At 69.9% G+C, this 17,970-nt stretch carries 17 protein-coding genes and 1 pseudogene; 17 read left to right on the plus strand and 1 reads right to left on the minus strand.

Annotated elements, in window-relative coordinates; translation table 11 throughout:
- Positions 1 to 4 precede the first annotated feature (4 nt).
- The 3 genes from ACFYXH_RS20175 to ftsH all read left to right on the plus strand — a co-directional run bounded on the left by ACFYXH_RS20175 (position 5) and on the right by ftsH (position 6,109).
- Complete coding sequence (locus ACFYXH_RS20175) at positions 5 to 2,470, plus strand: [protein-PII] uridylyltransferase (RefSeq protein ID WP_389564504.1); 2,466 nt, start codon at positions 5 to 7, stop codon at positions 2,468 to 2,470.
- A gap of 95 nt (positions 2,471 to 2,565) precedes the next feature.
- Positions 2,566 to 4,116 (plus strand): signal recognition particle protein, encoded by a 1,551-nt coding sequence (gene ffh, locus ACFYXH_RS20180; protein WP_389564507.1) that lies wholly within the window; start codon positions 2,566 to 2,568, stop codon positions 4,114 to 4,116.
- 79 nt (positions 4,117 to 4,195) lie between these two features.
- Positions 4,196 to 6,109: an ATP-dependent zinc metalloprotease FtsH gene (gene ftsH / locus ACFYXH_RS20185; RefSeq protein ID WP_389564509.1), complete on the plus strand. Its 1,914-nt coding sequence runs from the start codon at positions 4,196 to 4,198 to the stop codon at positions 6,107 to 6,109.
- 619 nt (positions 6,110 to 6,728) lie between these two features.
- Here the strand turns inward: ftsH and ACFYXH_RS20190 are convergent.
- The gene (locus ACFYXH_RS20190; protein WP_389564512.1) at positions 6,729 to 7,607 is read right to left on the minus strand and encodes a methyltransferase domain-containing protein; all 879 of its coding nucleotides are present in this window, start codon (positions 7,605 to 7,607) and stop codon (positions 6,729 to 6,731) included.
- Positions 7,608 to 7,815: 208 nt separating this feature from the next.
- Between ACFYXH_RS20190 and proS the strand changes: the two genes are divergently transcribed.
- The 14 genes and pseudogenes from proS (at position 7,816) to ACFYXH_RS20260 (ending at position 17,969) form a co-directional block, all read left to right on the plus strand.
- Positions 7,816 to 9,228, plus strand: coding sequence for a proline--tRNA ligase (gene proS, locus ACFYXH_RS20195; RefSeq protein ID WP_389564515.1), 1,413 nt, complete (start codon positions 7,816 to 7,818; stop codon positions 9,226 to 9,228).
- A gap of 226 nt (positions 9,229 to 9,454) precedes the next feature.
- Positions 9,455 to 10,048 (plus strand): hypothetical protein, encoded by a 594-nt coding sequence (locus ACFYXH_RS20200; protein ID WP_327326342.1) that lies wholly within the window; start codon positions 9,455 to 9,457, stop codon positions 10,046 to 10,048.
- Positions 10,049 to 10,268: 220 nt separating this feature from the next.
- Positions 10,269 to 10,706 carry a 30S ribosomal protein S16 gene (gene rpsP / locus ACFYXH_RS20205; protein WP_327326343.1) on the plus strand — a complete coding sequence of 146 codons (438 nt, stop codon included), beginning with the start codon at positions 10,269 to 10,271 and terminating at the stop codon, positions 10,704 to 10,706.
- 2 nt (positions 10,707 to 10,708) lie between these two features.
- The gene (locus tag ACFYXH_RS20210) at positions 10,709 to 10,948 is read left to right on the plus strand and encodes an RNA-binding protein (protein WP_005311361.1); all 240 of its coding nucleotides are present in this window, start codon (positions 10,709 to 10,711) and stop codon (positions 10,946 to 10,948) included.
- Between the two features lie 177 nt (positions 10,949 to 11,125).
- The gene (gene rimM, locus ACFYXH_RS20215; protein ID WP_389564517.1) at positions 11,126 to 11,683 is read left to right on the plus strand and encodes a ribosome maturation factor RimM; all 558 of its coding nucleotides are present in this window, start codon (positions 11,126 to 11,128) and stop codon (positions 11,681 to 11,683) included.
- Entirely contained in the window at positions 11,683 to 12,504 is an 822-nt protein-coding gene (trmD, locus tag ACFYXH_RS20220) for a tRNA (guanosine(37)-N1)-methyltransferase TrmD (RefSeq protein WP_389564520.1), read from the plus strand. The genes rimM and trmD overlap by 1 nt, the downstream gene beginning before the upstream one ends.
- Positions 12,505 to 12,635: 131 nt before the next feature.
- Complete coding sequence (gene rplS, locus ACFYXH_RS20225; protein ID WP_327326346.1) at positions 12,636 to 12,986, plus strand: 50S ribosomal protein L19; 351 nt, start codon at positions 12,636 to 12,638, stop codon at positions 12,984 to 12,986.
- 71 nt (positions 12,987 to 13,057) lie between these two features.
- The gene (gene lepB / locus ACFYXH_RS20230; RefSeq protein ID WP_389564524.1) at positions 13,058 to 13,885 is read left to right on the plus strand and encodes a signal peptidase I; all 828 of its coding nucleotides are present in this window, start codon (positions 13,058 to 13,060) and stop codon (positions 13,883 to 13,885) included.
- Positions 13,878 to 14,928 (plus strand): annotated as a pseudogene (lepB, locus tag ACFYXH_RS20235) (signal peptidase I); the annotation flags it as partial. The gene lepB (ACFYXH_RS20230) and the pseudogene lepB (ACFYXH_RS20235), both read left to right, overlap by 8 nt.
- Positions 14,852 to 15,817, plus strand: a complete 966-nt coding sequence (gene lepB, locus ACFYXH_RS20240) for a signal peptidase I (protein WP_389564776.1) — start codon at positions 14,852 to 14,854, stop codon at positions 15,815 to 15,817. The pseudogene lepB (ACFYXH_RS20235) and the gene lepB (ACFYXH_RS20240), both read left to right, overlap by 77 nt.
- 77 nt (positions 15,818 to 15,894) lie before the next feature.
- Complete coding sequence (lepB, locus tag ACFYXH_RS20245) at positions 15,895 to 16,665, plus strand: signal peptidase I (RefSeq protein WP_389564526.1); 771 nt, start codon at positions 15,895 to 15,897, stop codon at positions 16,663 to 16,665.
- Positions 16,655 to 17,143, plus strand: coding sequence for an NUDIX hydrolase (locus ACFYXH_RS20250; RefSeq protein ID WP_389564529.1), 489 nt, complete (start codon positions 16,655 to 16,657; stop codon positions 17,141 to 17,143). Before lepB (ACFYXH_RS20245) ends, ACFYXH_RS20250 begins: the two co-directional genes overlap by 11 nt.
- A gap of 55 nt (positions 17,144 to 17,198) precedes the next feature.
- Complete coding sequence (locus ACFYXH_RS20255; protein WP_003965949.1) at positions 17,199 to 17,507, plus strand: DUF2469 domain-containing protein; 309 nt, start codon at positions 17,199 to 17,201, stop codon at positions 17,505 to 17,507.
- 99 nt (positions 17,508 to 17,606) lie between these two features.
- Positions 17,607 to 17,969, plus strand: coding sequence for a YraN family protein (locus ACFYXH_RS20260; protein WP_389564532.1), 363 nt, complete (start codon positions 17,607 to 17,609; stop codon positions 17,967 to 17,969).
- Position 17,970 lies beyond the last annotated feature (1 nt).

Consider the following 17,970-nt stretch of genomic DNA (forward strand, 5'->3'; position numbering starts at 1 on the left):
CTGGGTGACGAGCCTCGAAGTGACCACCGAAGCGGAAGACTCGGGACCCAGCGGCTATGCGGCGGCCCGGCTGCGCCTTCTCAGCGAGAAGGAGCGGCCCGGGCCGCCGCGCCGTGCCGCCCTGGCGAAGCTGACCGACGACTGGCTGTCCGCGCTGTTCACCACCGCCTGTCTGGAGGCCGGGGTGCGGGGCGCGGCGCTCGTCGCAGTCGGCGGCTACGGGCGCGGTGAGCTGTCGCCGCGCAGCGACCTCGATCTGCTCCTGCTGCACGACGGCGGCGCGGATGCCGGCGCGATCGCCACTCTCGCCGACCGGATCTGGTACCCGGTGTGGGATCTGGGGCTGGCCCTCGACCACTCCGTACGCACCCCGGCCGAGGCCCGCAAGACCGCGGGCGAGGACCTCAAGGTGCAGCTCGGGCTGCTGGACGCACGCCCGGTCGTGGGCGATCTGGGGCTGGTGGCCGGGCTGCGCACCGCCGTACTGGCCGACTGGCGCAACCAGGCGCCCAAGCGGCTGCCCGAGCTGGACGAACTGTGCCGTGAACGGGCCGAGCGCCAGGGCGAGTTGCAGTTCCTCCTCGAACCCGACCTCAAGGAGGCGCGGGGCGGGCTGCGGGATGCCACCGCGCTGCGCGCCGTCGCCGCTTCCTGGCTCGCCGACGCGCCGCGCGAGGGCCTGGCCGAGGCCCGCAGGCGGCTGCTGGACGCCCGGGACGCGCTGCATCTGACCACCGGCCGGGCCACCGACCGGCTCGCGCTCCAGGAGCAGGACCAGGTGGCCACCGAGCTCGGTCTGCTGGACGCCGACGCACTGCTGCGGCAGGTCTACGAGGCGGCGCGCACCGTCTCGTACGCCACGGACGTCACCTGGCGTGAGGTGAACCGGGTGCTCAGGGCACGGTCCCTGCGGCCGCGGCTGCGGGCGATGCTGAGCGGCGGGCGCACTCCGCAGCCCGAGCGCAGCCCGCTCGCCGAGGGCGTCGTCGAACAGGACGGCGAAGTGGTGCTCGCCCGCGCCGCACGGCCGGAACGCGACCCGGTGCTCCCGCTACGGGCCGCTGCAGCCGCCGCCCAGTCCGGGCTGCCGATCTCCCTGCACGCCGTACGCCGGCTCGCGGCCGCTGCCCGACCGCTGCCGGTGCCGTGGCCCGCCGAGGCTCGCGAGGAGCTCGTCACCCTGCTCGGCGCGGGGGAGTCGACGGTCGCGGTCTGGGAGGCGCTGGAGGCCGAGGGCCTGATCACCCAGCTGCTGCCCGACTGGGAGCGCGTACGCTGCCGGCCGCAGCGCAATCCCGTGCACACCTGGACCGTCGACCGCCACCTCGTCGAGGCTGCGGTCAAGGCCTCGTCCCTCACCCGCCGCGTCGGCCGCCCCGACCTGCTGCTGGTCGCGGCCCTGCTGCACGACATCGGCAAGGGCTGGCCCGGCGACCACTCGGTGGCCGGCGAGACCATCGCCAAGGACCTCGCGACCCGGATCGGCTTCGACCGCGCCGACGTGGCCGTCATCGCCACGCTCGTACGCCACCATCTGCTGCTCGTCGAAACGGCGACCCGGCGCGATCTGGACGACCCGGCGACCGTCGCCTCGGTCGCCTCCGTCGTCGGCTCGGCGGGCACCCTCGAGCTGCTGCACGCCCTCACCGAGGCCGACGCCCTCGCCACCGGACCCGCGGCCTGGTCGTCCTGGCGCGGTTCGCTGGTCGCCGACCTGGTCAGGCGGGTCGCCGCGGTTCTCGCCGGCGACGCCCCGCCCGAGCCGGAGCCCGCCGCGCCCAGTGCCGAGCAGGAACGGCTCGCCATCGAGGCACTGCGCACCGGTGAACCGGTGCTCGCGTTGCACGCCCACACCGAGCGTCCCGAGCAGCCGCAGGAACCGGACCAGCCCGAACCCGTCGGCGTGGAACTGCTGATCGCCCTGCCCGACCAGCCGGGTGTGCTGCCCGCCGCGGCCGGCGTGCTCGCTCTGCACCGGCTGACCGTCCGCGCCGCCGACCTGCGCTCCATCGACCTGCCCACCGAGCTCGGCGAGTCCGCAGGCGTACTGCTGCTGAGCTGGCGGGTGGCGGCCGAGTACGGATCGCTGCCACAGGCCGCCCGGCTCCGCGCCGATCTCGTACGGGCGCTGGACGGAACACTCGACATTCCGGCCAGGCTCGCCGAACGCGAGGCCGCGTACCCGCGCCGGCGCGGGGTCAAGGCCCCGCCGCCGCGGGTGACCGTCGCCGCCGCGGGCTCCCGGCTCGCGACGGTGATCGAGGTCCGCGCCCAGGACGCGCCCGGACTGCTGCACCGGATCGGCCGCGCGCTGGACGAGTCGGCGGTACGGGTCCGCAGCGCCCATGTCTCCACACTGGGCGCGAACGCCGTCGACGCCTTCTATGTCACGGGCCTGGAAGGCGCGCCGCTGCCCCCGGAACAGGCCTCCGAGACCGCCCGTACGCTCGAGGCGATGCTGCGCGCCTGAGGTGAGACCGGCCACGGGGCATACCCCACCGCGCGCGGCCGGATACCCTGGGGGACACTGTCCGCCCGCTCCCGACCCGAGGATCCGCGACCACCGTGTTCGACACCCTCTCCGACCGCCTTGCCGCGACATTCAAGAATCTCCGGGGCAAGGGCCGCCTGTCCGAGGCGGACATCGACGCCACGGCGCGCGAGATCCGTATCGCGCTGCTCGAAGCGGACGTGGCGCTGCCCGTCGTCCGGGCCTTCATCAAGCAGGTCAAGGAGCGTGCCGCCGGCTCCGAGGTCTCGCAGGCGCTGAACCCGGCGCAGCAGGTCATCAAGATCGTCAACGAGGAGCTCATCGGCATCCTCGGTGGCGAGACCCGCCGCCTCCGTTTCGCCAAGCAGCCGCCGACCGTGATCATGCTCGCGGGTCTGCAGGGTGCAGGTAAGACGACGCTGGCCGGAAAGCTGGGTCTCTGGCTCAAGGGCCAGGGGCACTCGCCGCTGCTCGTCGCCTGTGACCTGCAGCGTCCCAATGCCGTCAACCAGCTGGCCGTCGTCGCCGAGCGCGCGGGCGTTTCGGTGTACGCGCCGGAGCCGGGCAACGGCGTCGGCGACCCGGTCAAGGTCGCCAAGGACTCCATCGAGCACGCCAAGGCCAAGCAGTACGACGTGGTCATCGTCGACACCGCGGGCCGCCTCGGTATCGACCAGGAGCTGATGCAGCAGGCCGCGGACATCCGCGACGCCGTCAGCCCCGACGAGGTCCTCTTCGTCGTCGACGCGATGATCGGTCAGGACGCGGTCAACACCGCGGAGGCCTTCCGCGACGGCGTCGGCTTCGACGGCGTGGTGCTCTCCAAGCTCGACGGTGACGCCCGCGGTGGTGCCGCGCTCTCCATCGCGCATGTCACCGGCCGCCAGGTCATGTTCGCCTCCAACGGCGAGAAGCTGGACGACTTCGACGCGTTCCACCCGGACCGCATGGCGTCCCGCATCCTCGGCATGGGCGACATGCTCAGCCTGATCGAGAAGGCCGAGCAGACCTTCAGCCAGGAAGAGGCCGCCAAAATGGCCTCCAAGCTGGCGAGCAGCAAGGGCAAGGACTTCACGCTCGACGACTTCCTGGCGCAGATGGAGCAGGTCAGGAAGATGGGCTCCATCTCCAAGCTGCTCGGGATGCTGCCCGGCATGGGGCAGATCAAGGACCAGATCAACAACATCGACGACCGGGACGTGGACCGTATCTCCGCGATCATCAAGTCGATGACCCCGGCCGAGCGCCATGACCCGACGATCATCAACGGTTCACGCCGGGCCCGTGTCGCCAAGGGTTCCGGTGTCGAGGTCAGCGCCGTGAAGGGCCTGGTGGAGCGCTTCTTCGAGGCCCGCAAGATGATGTCGAAGATGGCCCAGGGCGGCGGGATGCCGGGTATGCCCGGGATGCCGGGCATGGGTGGCGGTCCCGGCCGTCAGAAGAAGCAGATCAAGCAGGCCAAGGGCAAGCGCAAGAGCGGTAACCCCATGAAGCGCAAGGCCGAGGAGCAGGCGGCAGCGGCGCGCCGCGAGCAGGCGGCGCAAGGTGGGGCGTTCGGGCTTCCGGCCGGTGAGCAGGGCAGGGACTTCGAGCTGCCCGACGAGTTCAAGAAGTTCATGGGCTGAGATTTCGTCTGGTTGTACGTCGGTGTGGGCACCCGCCTGAGCGGGTGCCCACACCGCTTTTCTGACTTAACGTCCGGATATGAGCAACCCCGTGCCGCCGCGTCAGACCCCGGACAAGCCGTGGCGCTCCGAGGGCGCGCCGCCGCCCTCTCCGCCCAGGAAGAAGATGCCCGGCGGCTGGGGCGCACTGATCCTCACCGCGCTCGCCGTCTATGTGATCGCCAACCTGCTGCTGTCCTTCTTCGGCAACGGCGGCGAGCCGACCGTCCCGTACACGGAGTTCAGCAAGCAGGTCGCGGCCGGGAACGTCTCGAAGATCTACGCCAAGGGCGACTCGATCCAGGGGCAGCTCAAGAAGGAGTCGCCGCTTCCCGACGGCAAGGGTGAGTACACGAAGTTCGGAACCCAACGGCCGGCCTTCGCCGACGACAAGCTCTGGGAACAGCTGAGCAAGCACAAGGTCACCGTGACGGCGGAGCCGGTCCTCGTGCAGCGCAGCTTCCTGGCCAATCTGCTGCTCTCGCTCGTGCCGATGGCGCTGCTGATCCTGCTGTGGGTGTTCGCCGCCCGTCGGATGGGCGCGGTGATGGGCGGCGGCGTGTTCGGACGCAGGGGCCCGCCCAAGCCGGTCGAGGCCGAGCCGGGCAAGCGCACGACTTTCGAGGATGTCGCGGGGATCGACGAGGTGAAGGGCGCGCTCAATGACGTCGTCGACTTCCTCAAGAACCCGGAGGCGTACCGGCGGATGGGCGCGAGGATGCCGGGCGGGGTGCTGCTGGCAGGGCCGCCCGGGACCGGTAAGACGCTGCTCGCGCGGGCGGTGGCGGGCGAGGCCGGGGTGCCGTTCTTTTCGGCGTCGGCGTCGGAGTTCATCGAGATGATCGTCGGAGTCGGCGCGAGCCGGGTGCGCGAACTCTTCGCCGAGGCGCGCAAGGTGGCGCCCGCGATCATCTTCATCGACGAGATCGACACGATCGGGCGCGTGCGCGGCGCCGGCGCGGGTCTGGGCGGGCACGACGAGCGCGAGCAGACGCTCAACCAGATCCTCACCGAGATGGACGGCTGCACCGGCTCCGAGGACGTGGTCGTCCTGGCCGCGACCAACCGGGCCGATATCCTCGACCCCGCCCTGACCCGGCCCGGCCGCTTCGACCGGATCGTCCAGGTCTCGCCGCCCGACCGCGCCGGCCGCGAGGCCATCCTCAAGATCCACACCCGGCGGATGCCACTGGCCAAGGACGTCGACCTGGGCGAGATCGCGGGTGTGACACCGGGGATGACGGGCGTGGATCTGGCCGATCTGGTCAACGAAGCGGCACTTCTCGCGGTCAAGCGCAAGCAGCCGGAGGTCACCTGGGCCGATCTCTGGGCCGCCCTGGAGAAGGTCCAGCTCGACGCGGAGCGCCCGCTGGTCATGCCGGAGGAGGACCGCCGGCGCACCGCCTACCACGAGAGCGGCCACGCGCTCCTCGGCATGCTCCAGCCGGGCGCGGACCCGGTCCGCAAGGTCACCGTCGTGCCGCGCGGCCGGGCGCTGGGCGTCACGCTCTCCACCCCCGACGCGGACAGGTACGCGTACACCGAGGAGCATCTGCGCGGCCGCATCGTGGGTGCGCTGGGCGGCATGGCGGCCGAGCATGTGGTCTTCGATGTGATCACGACGGGCTCGGAGAGCGACCTGGAGCAGGTCACCCAGTTGGCCCGGGGCATGGTCGGCCGCTGGGGCATGAGCGAGCGGGTGGGCAGACTGACCGCGATCCCGGCCGACGTCCAGCAGCCGTACGGACTGAGCGCGGCACCCGCCACGCTGGACACGGTGGACCACGAGATGCGCCGCATCGTCGACGAGTGCTACGAGAGCGCGTGCCGCCAACTCCGCGAACACCGCGGCAAACTGGACGCGCTGGCAGGGGCACTGCTGGAGAGCGAAACCCTGGACGAGGACGCGGCGTACCGCGCGGCGGGCATCCCGCGCGTCGACAAGGAGATGTAACGCTTCCGGCGCGCTCCGGGTCGGTCTCCTGCGGCGGGCATCCCGCGTGTCGACAAGGAGACGTAACGCGCGCGCTCCGGGTCGGTCGACGCGATGTGGGTGAGCGCCCACGGGCGACGGCTCCGGGTTGGGTCCGGTGGTGGTGGCGGTGGGCTTTTGCCGGGCGAGTCGCGGGGGCAGCGGCTGAGGTGGGGGCACGGGCGAGGGGTGGTGGCCTCGCCCGCGGTGCCTGCGGGCAGCGGCTGGGGGTGGGTGCCGTGCCCTGGGTTGGGTCCGGTGGTGGTGGCGGTGGGCTTTTGCCGGCGAGTGCCTGCGGGTAGCGGCTCGGGGTGCGGGGCTCGGGTCCGGTTGCGGCGACGCAGCGGCGGGCCGCGGCCGGGTGAATGCCTGCGGGTAGCGACTCCGGCAGGGTGCCCGCCCTACGGGTCCGGCTGCCGCTGCGCAGCGGGCGGCGGCGCGAAGCTGCCGCCTCCGGGGTCCGGGGCTTGCCCCGGTTGCGGGAAGGGGCGGGTAGGGGAAAGGCCCCGCGCAGCGGCCCCGCACCCGCACCCCGCCTCCACCTCAGGGCGCACCCGCACCCCGCCTCCACCTCAAGGCGCACCCTCACCCCGCCTCCACCTCAAGGCGTACGCGCGATCAGATACCGGAACACATTCGGCATCCAGACCGTCCCGTCCCGCCTCCGGTACGGATGCAGCGCCTCCGTGATCTCCTTGTCCACCTGTGCCTGGTCCGTCGCCCGCACCGCCGCCGCATACAGCCCCGTCGACAGCAGCCCCCGCACCGCGCTCTCCATGTCCGCATAGCCGAACGGGCAGGCCACCCGCCCCGAGCCGTCCGGCTTCAGGCCCGCCTGCGACGCGACGTCCTCCAGGTCGTCCCGCAGTGCCGGACGCCAGCCGCCCGCCGACCGCATGCGGTCGGTCAGCCGGCCGGCCACCCGGAGCACTCCCGACGTGGCGCAGCGCTCCGGCGGGCCCCAGCCGGTGAGTACGACCGCAGCGCCGTGCTCCGACCGCTCGACCGCCGCCTCCAGCGCCGGCCCGAGCCCCTCGGAGTCGCCCGCCGCACAGCCGATCGGCTGAAACGCAGTGATCATGTTGTACAGCGGCCGACGCACGTCGGCCGCTGCCGACGCGAGGTTGTCCAGCAGCTCGGCATCCCGCGTCCGGCCGTCACCGTCCCGGGCCTCCCGCCCACCCTGAGCCTCCGGAGCCATTCGCTCCCGTGCCAGCGCGAGCCGCTCGCGGTCCGCGTCGACCCCGGTCACGCCCGCACCGCGCGACGCGGCGATCAGCAGGGCGAGGCCGGAGCCGCAGCCGAGGCCGAGCAGCCGCGTCCAGGAGCCGACCTCCAGGCGCTCGTACACCGCCTCGTAGAGCGGCACGAGCATCCGTTCCTGGATCTCGGCCCAGTCCCGAGCACGCGCACACGCCTCCGCCGGAGACGGAGCCGCCGATGCCGCGTGGGGTCGGTGCTGGACGAGCGTTGGTGTCATCGAAGCGCCCCAATCCGCCAAGAGGTCAGCCGAGCCCTGAAGGACAGCCCCCCGTGTGCGTACGCCTGCGCTCCCCCGTATGCCAGAGAACTGCGCATGCGTCCCCAAGTCCAGGGGGCGTATGGCAATGCTTGTGTGCCCCGCGCGTGCGCCCCCGGGTAGCTGGCCGATTCACGTCTCGCACCCGTGTCGCCGTACGATGCGCGCCATGGCAAAGGCACCCGTTCTCACGCCCCAGGCGGAAGATTTCCCACGCTGGTACCAGGACCTGATCAACAAGGCCGAACTGGCGGACAACGGCCCGGTGCGCGGCACCATGGTCATCCGACCGTACGGATACGGCCTGTGGGAGCGGATGCAGCAGGAGATGGACGCCCGCATCAAGGACGCGGGTGCCCAGAACGCCTACTTCCCGCTCTTCATCCCTCAGTCTTACCTGACAAGGGAAGCTGAGCATGTCGAGGGCTTCGCGCCCGAGCTCGCGGTCGTCACGCACGGTGGCGGAAAGGAGCTCGACGAGCCCGTCGTCGTGCGCCCCACCTCCGAGACGATCATCAACGAGTACTTCTCGAAGTGGATCCAGAGCTACCGCGATCTGCCGCTGCTGATCAACCAGTGGGCCAATGTGGTCCGTTGGGAGATGCGTCCGCGCGTCTTCCTCCGTACGACGGAGTTCCTCTGGCAGGAGGGCCACACCGCCCACGCCACCTACGAGGATGCCCGTGACTACGCCGCATACATCCACCAGGATGTGTACGCGGACTTCATGATCAACGTCCTCGGGATCGATGTGGTGCTCGGCCGCAAGACGCCCAAGGAGCGCTTCGCCGGAGCCATCAACACCCTCACGCTCGAAGGCATGATGGGCGACGGCAAGGCCCTGCAGATGGGTACGAGCCACGAGCTCGGCACCAACTTCTCCAAGGCGTTCAACACCACGTATCTGTCGAAGGACGGCAAGCAGGAGCTGGCCTGGCAGACCTCCTGGGGCACTTCCACCCGGATGGTCGGCGGCCTGATCATGTCGCACGGCGACGACAACGGACTGCGCGTCCCGCCGCGTCTGGCGGCCGTCCAGGTCGTCGTCATGGCCATCAAGGGCGACGAAGCGGTCGCCAAGGTCCGCGAGATCGGCGACCGGCTGAAGGCCGCGGGCCTGCGCGTCCAGGTCGACGACCGTACCGACACGCCCTTCGGCCGCCGCGCGGTCGACTGGGAGCTCAAGGGCGTTCCGGTACGGGTCGAGATCGGCCCGCGCGATCTGGAGGCGGGCACCGCGATGCTGGCCCGTCGCATTCCGGGCGGCAAGGAGCCGGTACGGATCGAGGCACTGGCTGAGTTGCTGCCGAGGGTTCTCGAGGAGGACCAGGCGCAGTTGCTGAAGGAATCGCGTGACCGTCGCGAGTCTCGTACGACTGATGTGACAACGATCGAGGAGGCCGCCGAGGCCGCGGTCGCCGGCGGCTGGGCCCGTATCCCGTGGTCGACGCTGGGCCACGAGGGCGAGGCCAAGCTCGCCGAGCAGGCCGTGTCCGTACGGTGTCTGGTCGCCGAGGACGGGTCGGTTCCCGACGCCGACGACGCCCCGGGTACTGTCGCGATCGTGGCCCGCGCCTACTGACGCGCACGCGCCCCGCGGAGCAACTGACGCCCCGGCGCACGGACTTCGTCTACGCGCTGGGGCGTACGCGCCGCTACGTACCACCTTGATGCGAGCTGCGAAGCTTCTCCGCAGATCAGCGCACCCGCCCTCGTCAGGGCGCATCGATGGCAACTGACGGGTACGTGCAAATTATTTGGGATGCCCCGGAATGGAACCCGTGAGCGTTCCGGCTCGTTATCACGACGTGAGCACGACACCACCTGTTCTCGCCGCAGAGCTGGCACAGGCGTGGGCCGATATTCAGCGGCACCACCCCGAGCTGCCGGATCTTGCCGCGCCCGAGTCCCTGATCGGAGAGTCCTCGTCCGCCTGCGGCGCCGAGCTCTCCTTCGAGCGACTGCTTCACGAGGCAGTCCACGGCATCGCCGCCGCCAGAGGTGTCCGCGACACCTCACGCGCCGGCCGCTACCACAACCGCCGATTCCTGGCGATCGCCGAGGAGATGGGCCTGGACCATGTTGATGAGCCGCATCCCAGCAGTGGCTTCTCGCTGGTCGCGCTCAATCCCGAGGCGAAGCGGCGGTACCGCCCCACCATCGAGAGACTTCAGCGCGCCCTCAAGGCGCACACGGTGGCCACGGCCGCCGACACCAAGCGCAGCTTCCGCGGGCCCGCTGCCCGCCACGGCTCCTCCGGCGGCGGGGTGCGCGTCAAAGCTGTCTGCGACTGCGGCCGCAATGTCCGGGTCGTACCCTCGGTCCTCGCCCAGGCGCCGATCGTCTGCGGTGGCTGCGGCAAGCCCTTCCGTATCCCGGAGGTAGTGGGCGCGGCGAGCTGACCGCGTCCGCCCGCCGGGATCGCGCCGCCGACGGGGGCAGTGCGACGCAGGCGGGGCGAGAGCGCACCGCAGGTGTGTGGCACAATGGCTAGCTGTACTCGACAGCCGCACAGGAACCCTCTCGCCTCCGGCTGACGCGTCCATCGGGCACCCGAGTACCGCAACCCCACGTGGCATCTCGTTGTGCCCAACCACGTCAAGACCAGGAGACACCACTCCAGTGGCAGTCAAGATCAAGCTGAAGCGTCTGGGCAAGATCCGTTCGCCTCACTACCGCATCGTCGTCGCCGACTCCCGTACCCGCCGTGACGGCCGGGCCATCGAGGAGATCGGTCTGTACCACCCGGTGCAGAACCCCTCGCGCATCGAGGTCAACTCGGAGCGTGCGCAGTACTGGCTGTCCGTCGGCGCCCAGCCGACCGAGCCGGTCCTCGCGATCCTGAAGCTCACCGGTGACTGGCAGAAGCACAAGGGCCTGCCGGCCCCGGCGCCGCTGCTGGTCGCGGAGCCGAAGGACAAGCGCGCCGCGTTCGAGGCCTTCAGCAAGGCCCTCGAGGGCGACGAGCCGAAGGGTGAGGCGATCACCCCGAAGGCGAAGAAGGCTGACAAGAAGGCAGACGCGGCCGAGGCTGCGTCCACCGAGTCGACCGAGGCCTGAGCATGCTCGAGGAGGCTCTCGAGCACCTCGTGAAGGGCATCGTCGACAACCCGGACGATGTGCAAGTGGCCTCGCGCAATCTGCGCCGTGGTCGCGTGCTCGAGGTCCGGGTACACCCCGACGATCTCGGTAAGGTGATCGGCCGTAACGGCCGCACCGCACGCGCCCTGCGCACCGTCGTGGGCGCCATCGGCGGCCGTGGCATCCGCGTCGACCTTGTCGACGTGGACCAGGTTCGCTGACATACGCAACACCGGCACGGGCCGGGGAGGGCCTTCGGTCCTTCCCGGCTCGTGGCTGTTTGCGGGCCCGTGGCTGTTTGCGACCATGAGCCCACGACCGCAATCATCAATCGAGGAACCACGACGGTGGGAACCCGGTCCGCGAGAGCGGCGGCGGTTCAGCCGCAAAGGAGTGCAGTGCAGCTGGTAGTCGCGCGGATCGGCCGCGCCCACGGGATCAAGGGCGAGGTCACCGTCGAGGTGCGTACGGACGAGCCGGAGCTGCGGCTCGGGCCCGGAGCCGTACTGGCCACCGACCCGGCCTCCGCCGGACCGCTGACCATCGAGACCGGCCGGGTGCACAGCGGCAGGCTGCTGTTGCGCTTCGAGGGCGTACGGGACCGCAATGCCGCCGAAGCCCTGCGCAACATCCTGCTCATCGCCGAGGTGGACCCGGAGGAGCTCCCGGAGGACCCCGAGGAGTTCTACGACCACCAGCTGATGGACCTCGACGTGGTCCTCGCGGACGGTACCGAAATCGGCCGGATCACCGAGATCATCCATATGCCCTCGCAGGACCTGTTCATCGTCGAACGGTCGGACGGCAGCGAGCTGATGATCCCCTTCGTCGAGGCGATCGTGACCGAGATCGACCTCGAGAAGCAGCGCGCCGTCATCAGCCCGCCGCCGGGGCTGATCGACGAGAGCGAGGCCGAGATCGCTTCGTCGAGGGACGCGTCGGAGGACGACGCCTGATGCGGCTCGACGTCGTCACGATCTTCCCCGAGTACCTGGAACCGCTGAACGTCTCGCTTGTCGGCAAGGCACGCGCGCGTGGGCAGCTCGATGTCCATGTGCACGATCTGCGCGAGTGGACGTACGACCGGCACAACACCGTCGACGACACCCCCTACGGCGGCGGCCCCGGCATGGTCATGAAGACCGGGCCCTGGGGCGACTCCCTCGACGAGGTGCTGGCGAGCGGCTACGAGGCCGGCGCGCACGGCCCCGTCCTGGTCGTCCCCACCCCCAGCGGCCGCCCCTTCACCCAGGAACTCGCCGTCGAGCTCTCCGAGCGGCCGTGGCTGATTTTCACCCCCGCCCGCTATGAAGGCATCGACCGCCGGGTCATGGACGAGTACGCGACCCGGATGCCCGTCCACGAGGTGTCCATCGGCGACTACGTCCTGGCCGGCGGCGAGGCGGCCGTACTGGTGATCACGGAGGCAGTGGCCCGGCTGCTGCCCGGTGTCCTCGGCAACGCCGAGTCGCACCGGGACGACTCCTTCGCACCCGGCGCGATGGCCAATTTGCTGGAGGGACCCGTCTACACCAAGCCGCCCGAGTGGCGTGGGCGCGCGATTCCGGACGTGCTGGTCAGCGGGCACCACGGCAAGATCGCGCGGTGGCGGCGGGACGAGGCGTTCCGTCGCACAGCCCTCAACAGGCCCGATCTGATCGAGCGTTGCGACCCGGCTGCCTTCGACAAGAAGGACCGGGAGATCCTCTCCATCCTGGGATGGTCACCGGAGCCCGGCGGCCGATTTTGGCGCAGGCCCGAGGCCGTGGAAGAATAGGCCGCTGCTGTACGTCCAGTCGGCGCCCCTGCCACAGGGGGAACGACGCCCGCTCGACGCGAACAGCACCCTGACTCTCATCTCGATCATTCCGCTGATGACCTGTGGCATCGGCGAGGAAGCAGACCAACATGGCTCACCTGCTCGACAACGTCAACGCCGCTTCGCTGCGCAGCGACGTCCCCGCCTTCCGTCCCGGCGACACCGTGAACGTCCACGTGCGCGTCATCGAGGGCAACCGCTCGCGTATCCAGCAGTTCAAGGGCGTTGTCATCCGCCGCCAGGGCTCGGGCGTCAGCGAGACCTTCACGGTCCGCAAGGTCTCCTTCTCCGTCGGCGTCGAGCGCACCTTCCCGGTGCACAGCCCGATCTTCGAGAAGATCGAGCTCGTCACCCGCGGTGACGTCCGTCGCGCCAAGCTCTACTACCTGCGCGAACTGCGCGGCAAGGCTGCCAAGATCAAGGAGAAGCGCGACAACTGAGCTCCGGCTCACACTTCGCGCTCAGCTTGGGAGCAACCCAGTCACAGGGCGGCCGGATAGGCTCTGGGCCGATGGACACCGAAGCGAAGCACACGGAGCGCGACCGCTCTTCCGCCCCCGAAGCCGGGGGAGCGGGAGAGGGGTCGCGCTTCGCGCGTTCCGCGCGCCCCTCCGGGCGGCGTTCCTCGCGGCCATCCGGAGGGCTGGGTGGACGCCTCTCCGGGCTGTCCTGGCGTACGGCGGGGCTGCTCGGCGTCGCGTGCACGGTGCTCGTGCTGCTGTTCAGTCATTTCGTGCTGCAGCCCTTCCAGATCCCCAGCCGCTCCATGGAGCCCACCCTGCAGGTCGGTGACCGGGTGCTGGTGAACAAGCTGGCGTACCGTTTTGGTTCCCAGCCCGAGCGGGGGGACGTCGTCGTCTTCGACGGCACGGGATCCTTCGTACAAGAGGGCGTGAAAGAGAATCCGGTCAGCACGCTGACGCGCGGGGCGCTCGCGGCGCTGGGTCTGGCCGAGCCGGCCGAGACCGACTTCGTGAAGCGCGTGGTGGGTGTGGGTGGTGACCGTGTGGTTTGCTGCGACAAAGGGGGCAGGGTCGAGGTGAACGGCGTACCGGTCGACGAGAGATATCTGCACCCCGATGACGTGCCTTCGGAGGTTCCCTTCGACATCGTCGTCCCCGAGGGCACGCTGTGGGTCATGGGAGACCACCGGAGCAACTCCCGCGACTCCCGCGACCATCTCGGCGAGCCGGGCGGTGGCATGGTGCCCGTCGACAAGGTGATCGGGCGGGCGGACTGGATCGGCTGGCCGGTCGGCCGCTGGACCTCGCTGGAGCCGGCCGGGGCCTTCTCCCGCGTACCGGATCCGGGTCGAATGCCGGGCGGAGCCCATGGGTAGCCGCGGGCGTAGTCCGAGCCACCGGGCCGACACCCGGCTGCCCACCGGGACACGGCCCACGGACGGCGCCAGGCCGTTGCCGGGCCGCGCGGAGCGGCGCAGGCTGGCACAGAAGGTGAAGCGCAAGCGCCGCCGGTCGGCCGTGAAGGAAATACCCCTTCTGATCACCGTGGCGCTGATGATCGCCCTGGTCCTGAAGACATTTCTGGTGCAGGCCTTCGTGATCCCGTCGGGCTCGATGGAGCAGACGATCCGGATCCAGGACCGCGTGCTGGTGGACAAGCTCACGCCGTGGTTCGGCTCGAAGCCGCAGCGCGGTGATGTCGTCGTCTTCAAGGACCCTGGCGGCTGGCTGCCGCCGAATGAGCAGCAGAAAGAAGACCCGATCGGCGTCAAGCAGGTCAAGCAGGGGCTGACCTTCATCGGCCTGCTGCCTTCGGACGACGAGCAGGACCTGATCAAGCGGGTGGTCGCGGTCGGCGGGGACACCGTCAAGTGCTGCGACAAGGACGGTCGGATCACTGTCAACGGCGTACCGCTCATCGAGCCGTATCTGAACCCCGGCAACGTTCCCTCGACGATCAAGTTCGAGGTCAAGGTGCCGGCCGGGCGGATATTCGTGATGGGTGACCACCGGTCCAATTCGGCCGACTCGCGCTTCCACCTCGACGAGAAGGACCGCGGCACGGTTTCGGAGGGCGAGGTCGTCGGCCGCGCGGTCGTCATCGGCTGGCCCATCGGCCACTGGCGGAAGCTGGAGGAGCCGGAGACGTACACATCCGTGCCGAACGCGCGCGCCGGGGCGACTTCGGCACTCCGTGGGTCGAATAGTGTGTCCCCTCAGGATCTGAACGGAATGATCCTGCTCCCGAGCCCTGCGGAACTCCCGCTCGTTATGGGAGTGGTGGGCCTGTTCCGACTTCGGGGCAGGCGGTTCGCACGGAGTGAGGAGTGGATGTGGGGGATGTGGCGGTCGGCGCACGATCCGGACACGACGAGCCCGAGGAGAGGCCCGGGAATCTCGACGAGTCAACCCCGGCCGTGACACACGATTCGGCCGGGACACCGGGGACCGCCGGGGCGACGGGTGCTGAGGGCACCGAGAGGGCTGATGACGCCGAGATGGCTGAGGGCGGACCGTCGGTGGGCAGTGGTACGGGACAGAAGAAGCAGCGATCCTTCTGGAAGGAACTGCCGCTCCTGATCGGTATCGCGCTGCTTCTCGCGCTCCTGATCAAAACGTTCCTGGTGCAGGCGTTCTCGATCCCCTCGGACTCGATGCAGAACACCCTGCAGCGGGGCGACCGGGTGCTGGTGGACAAGCTCACCCCGTGGTTCGGCTCGGAGCCCGAGCGCGGCGAGGTCGTGGTCTTCCACGATCCGGGCGGCTGGCTGGACGGTGAACCCACCCCCAACCCGAACGCCGTGCAGAAATTCCTCAGCTTCATCGGCCTGATGCCGTCGGCCGAGGAGAAGGACCTGATCAAGCGGACGATCGCGGTTGCCGGCGACACGGTGGAGTGCAAGAAGGGCGGCCCGGTCAAGGTCAACGGGAAGGCGCTGGTCGAGCCGTACATCTTCCCCGGTGACACTCCCTGTGACGACCAGCCCTTCGGCCCGTTCAAGGTGCCCAAGGACCGGATCTGGGTGATGGGAGACCACCGCCAGAACTCCCAGGACTCCCGGTACCACATGGCAGATGCGCGCGGCGGCTTCGTCCCGGTCGACAAGGTCGTCGGGCGCGCTGTCGTGGTCGCCTGGCCGGTCAACCGCTGGGCCACCCTGTCGGTGCCGGACACCTTCGACCAGCCCGGAATCAACGCCGCTACGGCTGTTCTGCCTGCGGCTCCTGCGGCGATGGGCCTCGCGGGAGCGCTGCCGATCGTGCTCTGGCGCAGGAGGAGGCTGACCGGCGGGCGTACCGCCGGGTAGGGTGCCGTCCCAGATCGCCGCTCTCCGAGGTTGACTCGACCCTCGGGGACCGAATCTCCGAAGTGGGGAGCGCTGGGATGAGCAATACAGGACGTACGGAAGACGGCCGCGGTCGGCTCGGCAATGCACTGTCGGGCCTGGCCGTGGCCGTCGGCTGTGTGCTCTTCCTCGGAGGGTTCATCTGGGGAGCAGTGGTGTACCAGCCGTACACCGTGCCGACCGACTCGATGTCGCCGACCGTCGCGGCGGGCGACCGGGTCCTGGCGCAGCGGATAGACGGCGAGGAGGTACGGCGCGGGGACATCGTGGTCTTCCGCGACAAGCAGTGGGGCGATATGCCGATGGTGAAGCGTGTCGTCGGCGTGGGTGGTGATGCGATCGCGTGCTGCGGCGACGGTGGCCGGCTGACCGTCAACGGCAAGGCGATTGAAGAACCGTATTTGCGCGCCAAGGGGCCGGCCTCGAACAGCTTCACGGCGACGGTGCCCAAGGGGCAGCTGTTCCTGCTCGGTGACGAGCGTATGGGCTCGCTGGACTCGCGCGTACACCTCCAGGACCCGGGACATGGGTCGGTGCCGCGCTCGGCGGTCACGGCCCGGCTGGACGCCATCGCCTGGCCGCTGGACGGCGGCCTGCTGGACCGGCCGCAGGGTTTCGCGGCGCTGCCGGGCGGGGTGTCGCAGCCGGGGCCGGTGAAGCTGGTGTTCGGTTCGGTGATGATCGGCGCCCTGCTGATCGTGGGCGGGGGGGCATACGGTCCGATCACCCGGCGGCTGTCGAAGCCGCGGCGGGGGGCCTCGGGCAGTGGCGGCAGCGGACGCGGGAAAGCGACTGCCGGTGTCGGATGAGCGGCGGAAGGTCGCACGGGTGGTTCTGCTCGACCCGCAGGACCGCATTCTGCTGATGCACGGATACGAGCCCGAGGACCCGGCCGACAGCTGGTGGTTCACCCCGGGCGGCGGCCTGGAGGGCGACGAGACCCGGGAAGAGGCCGCGCTGCGCGAGCTGGCGGAGGAGACCGGGATCACAGAGGTGGAGCTGGGGCCGGTGCTGTGGCGCCGGACCTGCTCGTTTCCGTTCGACGGACGCCGCTGGGACCAGGACGAGTGGTACTTCCTGGCACGTACGACGCAGACGGCGACCGCCCCGGGAGGGCTGACGGAGCTTGAGCAGCGCAGTGTCGCGGGGCTGAGGTGGTGGACCTCCGCCGAACTGTCGGCGGCGCGTGAGACGGTGTATCCGACCAAGCTCGCCGAGCTGCTGCGTACGCTGCTCGACGAGGGTCCTCCGAGCGCGCCGGTGGTCCTGGCCCCCGAAATCGCCTAGGGGCGCGGGGGGCTGGCGCACAATAGGGGGACGCAAGGCTGAAGGGGAACATGCCATGAGCGCCGAGGACCTCGAGAAGTACGAGACCGAGATGGAGCTGAAGCTCTACCGGGAGTACCGAGATGTCGTCGGGCTGTTCAAATATGTAATCGAGACCGAGCGTCGTTTCTACCTCACCAATGATTACGAGATGCAGGTGCACTCGGTGCAGGGCGAGGTCTTTTTCGAAGTCTCGATGGCGGATGCCTGGGTCTGGGACATGTACCGACCGGCGAGGTTCGTCAAGCAGGTGCGGGTACTCACGTTCAAGGACGTGAATATCGAGGAGCTCAACAAGAGCGATCTCGAGCTTCCGGGTGGCTGATCCCCGGGTGGCTGAGTTATCCACAACGGGCGGGTTGTCCACCAAGATCCACTGGTGAGGATCTGACGCGTCACAGTCGGTGCCGGAGGTGGTGCCGAGATGAACGCGACGGGGGCACTGGGGCGGTACGGCGAGGAGCTGGCGGCGAGGCTGCTGGCAGAAGCCGGTATGACGGTGCTGGCGCGCAACTGGCGCTGCGGGCGGGCCGGTGAGATCGACATCGTCGCCCGGGACGGCGACGCGGTGGTCGTCTGCGAGGTCAAGACCCGCAGGGCGGGCTGCTTCGAGCATCCGATGGCCGCGGTCACGCCGAGAAAGGCGGAGCGGCTGAGGCGGCTGGCTGAGTGCTGGCTGGAGAGTCACGGCGGGTCGCCGCCCGATGGGGTCCGCATCGATCTCGTGGGAGTGGTGCTGCCCCGACGTGGTGCGCCGCGCGTCGAGCATGCGCGGGGGGTGGCCTGAG

Origin of the sequence: Streptomyces sp. NPDC002730, assembly GCF_042888805.1 — a bacterium.
Taxonomy (GTDB): domain Bacteria; phylum Actinomycetota; class Actinomycetes; order Streptomycetales; family Streptomycetaceae; genus Streptomyces.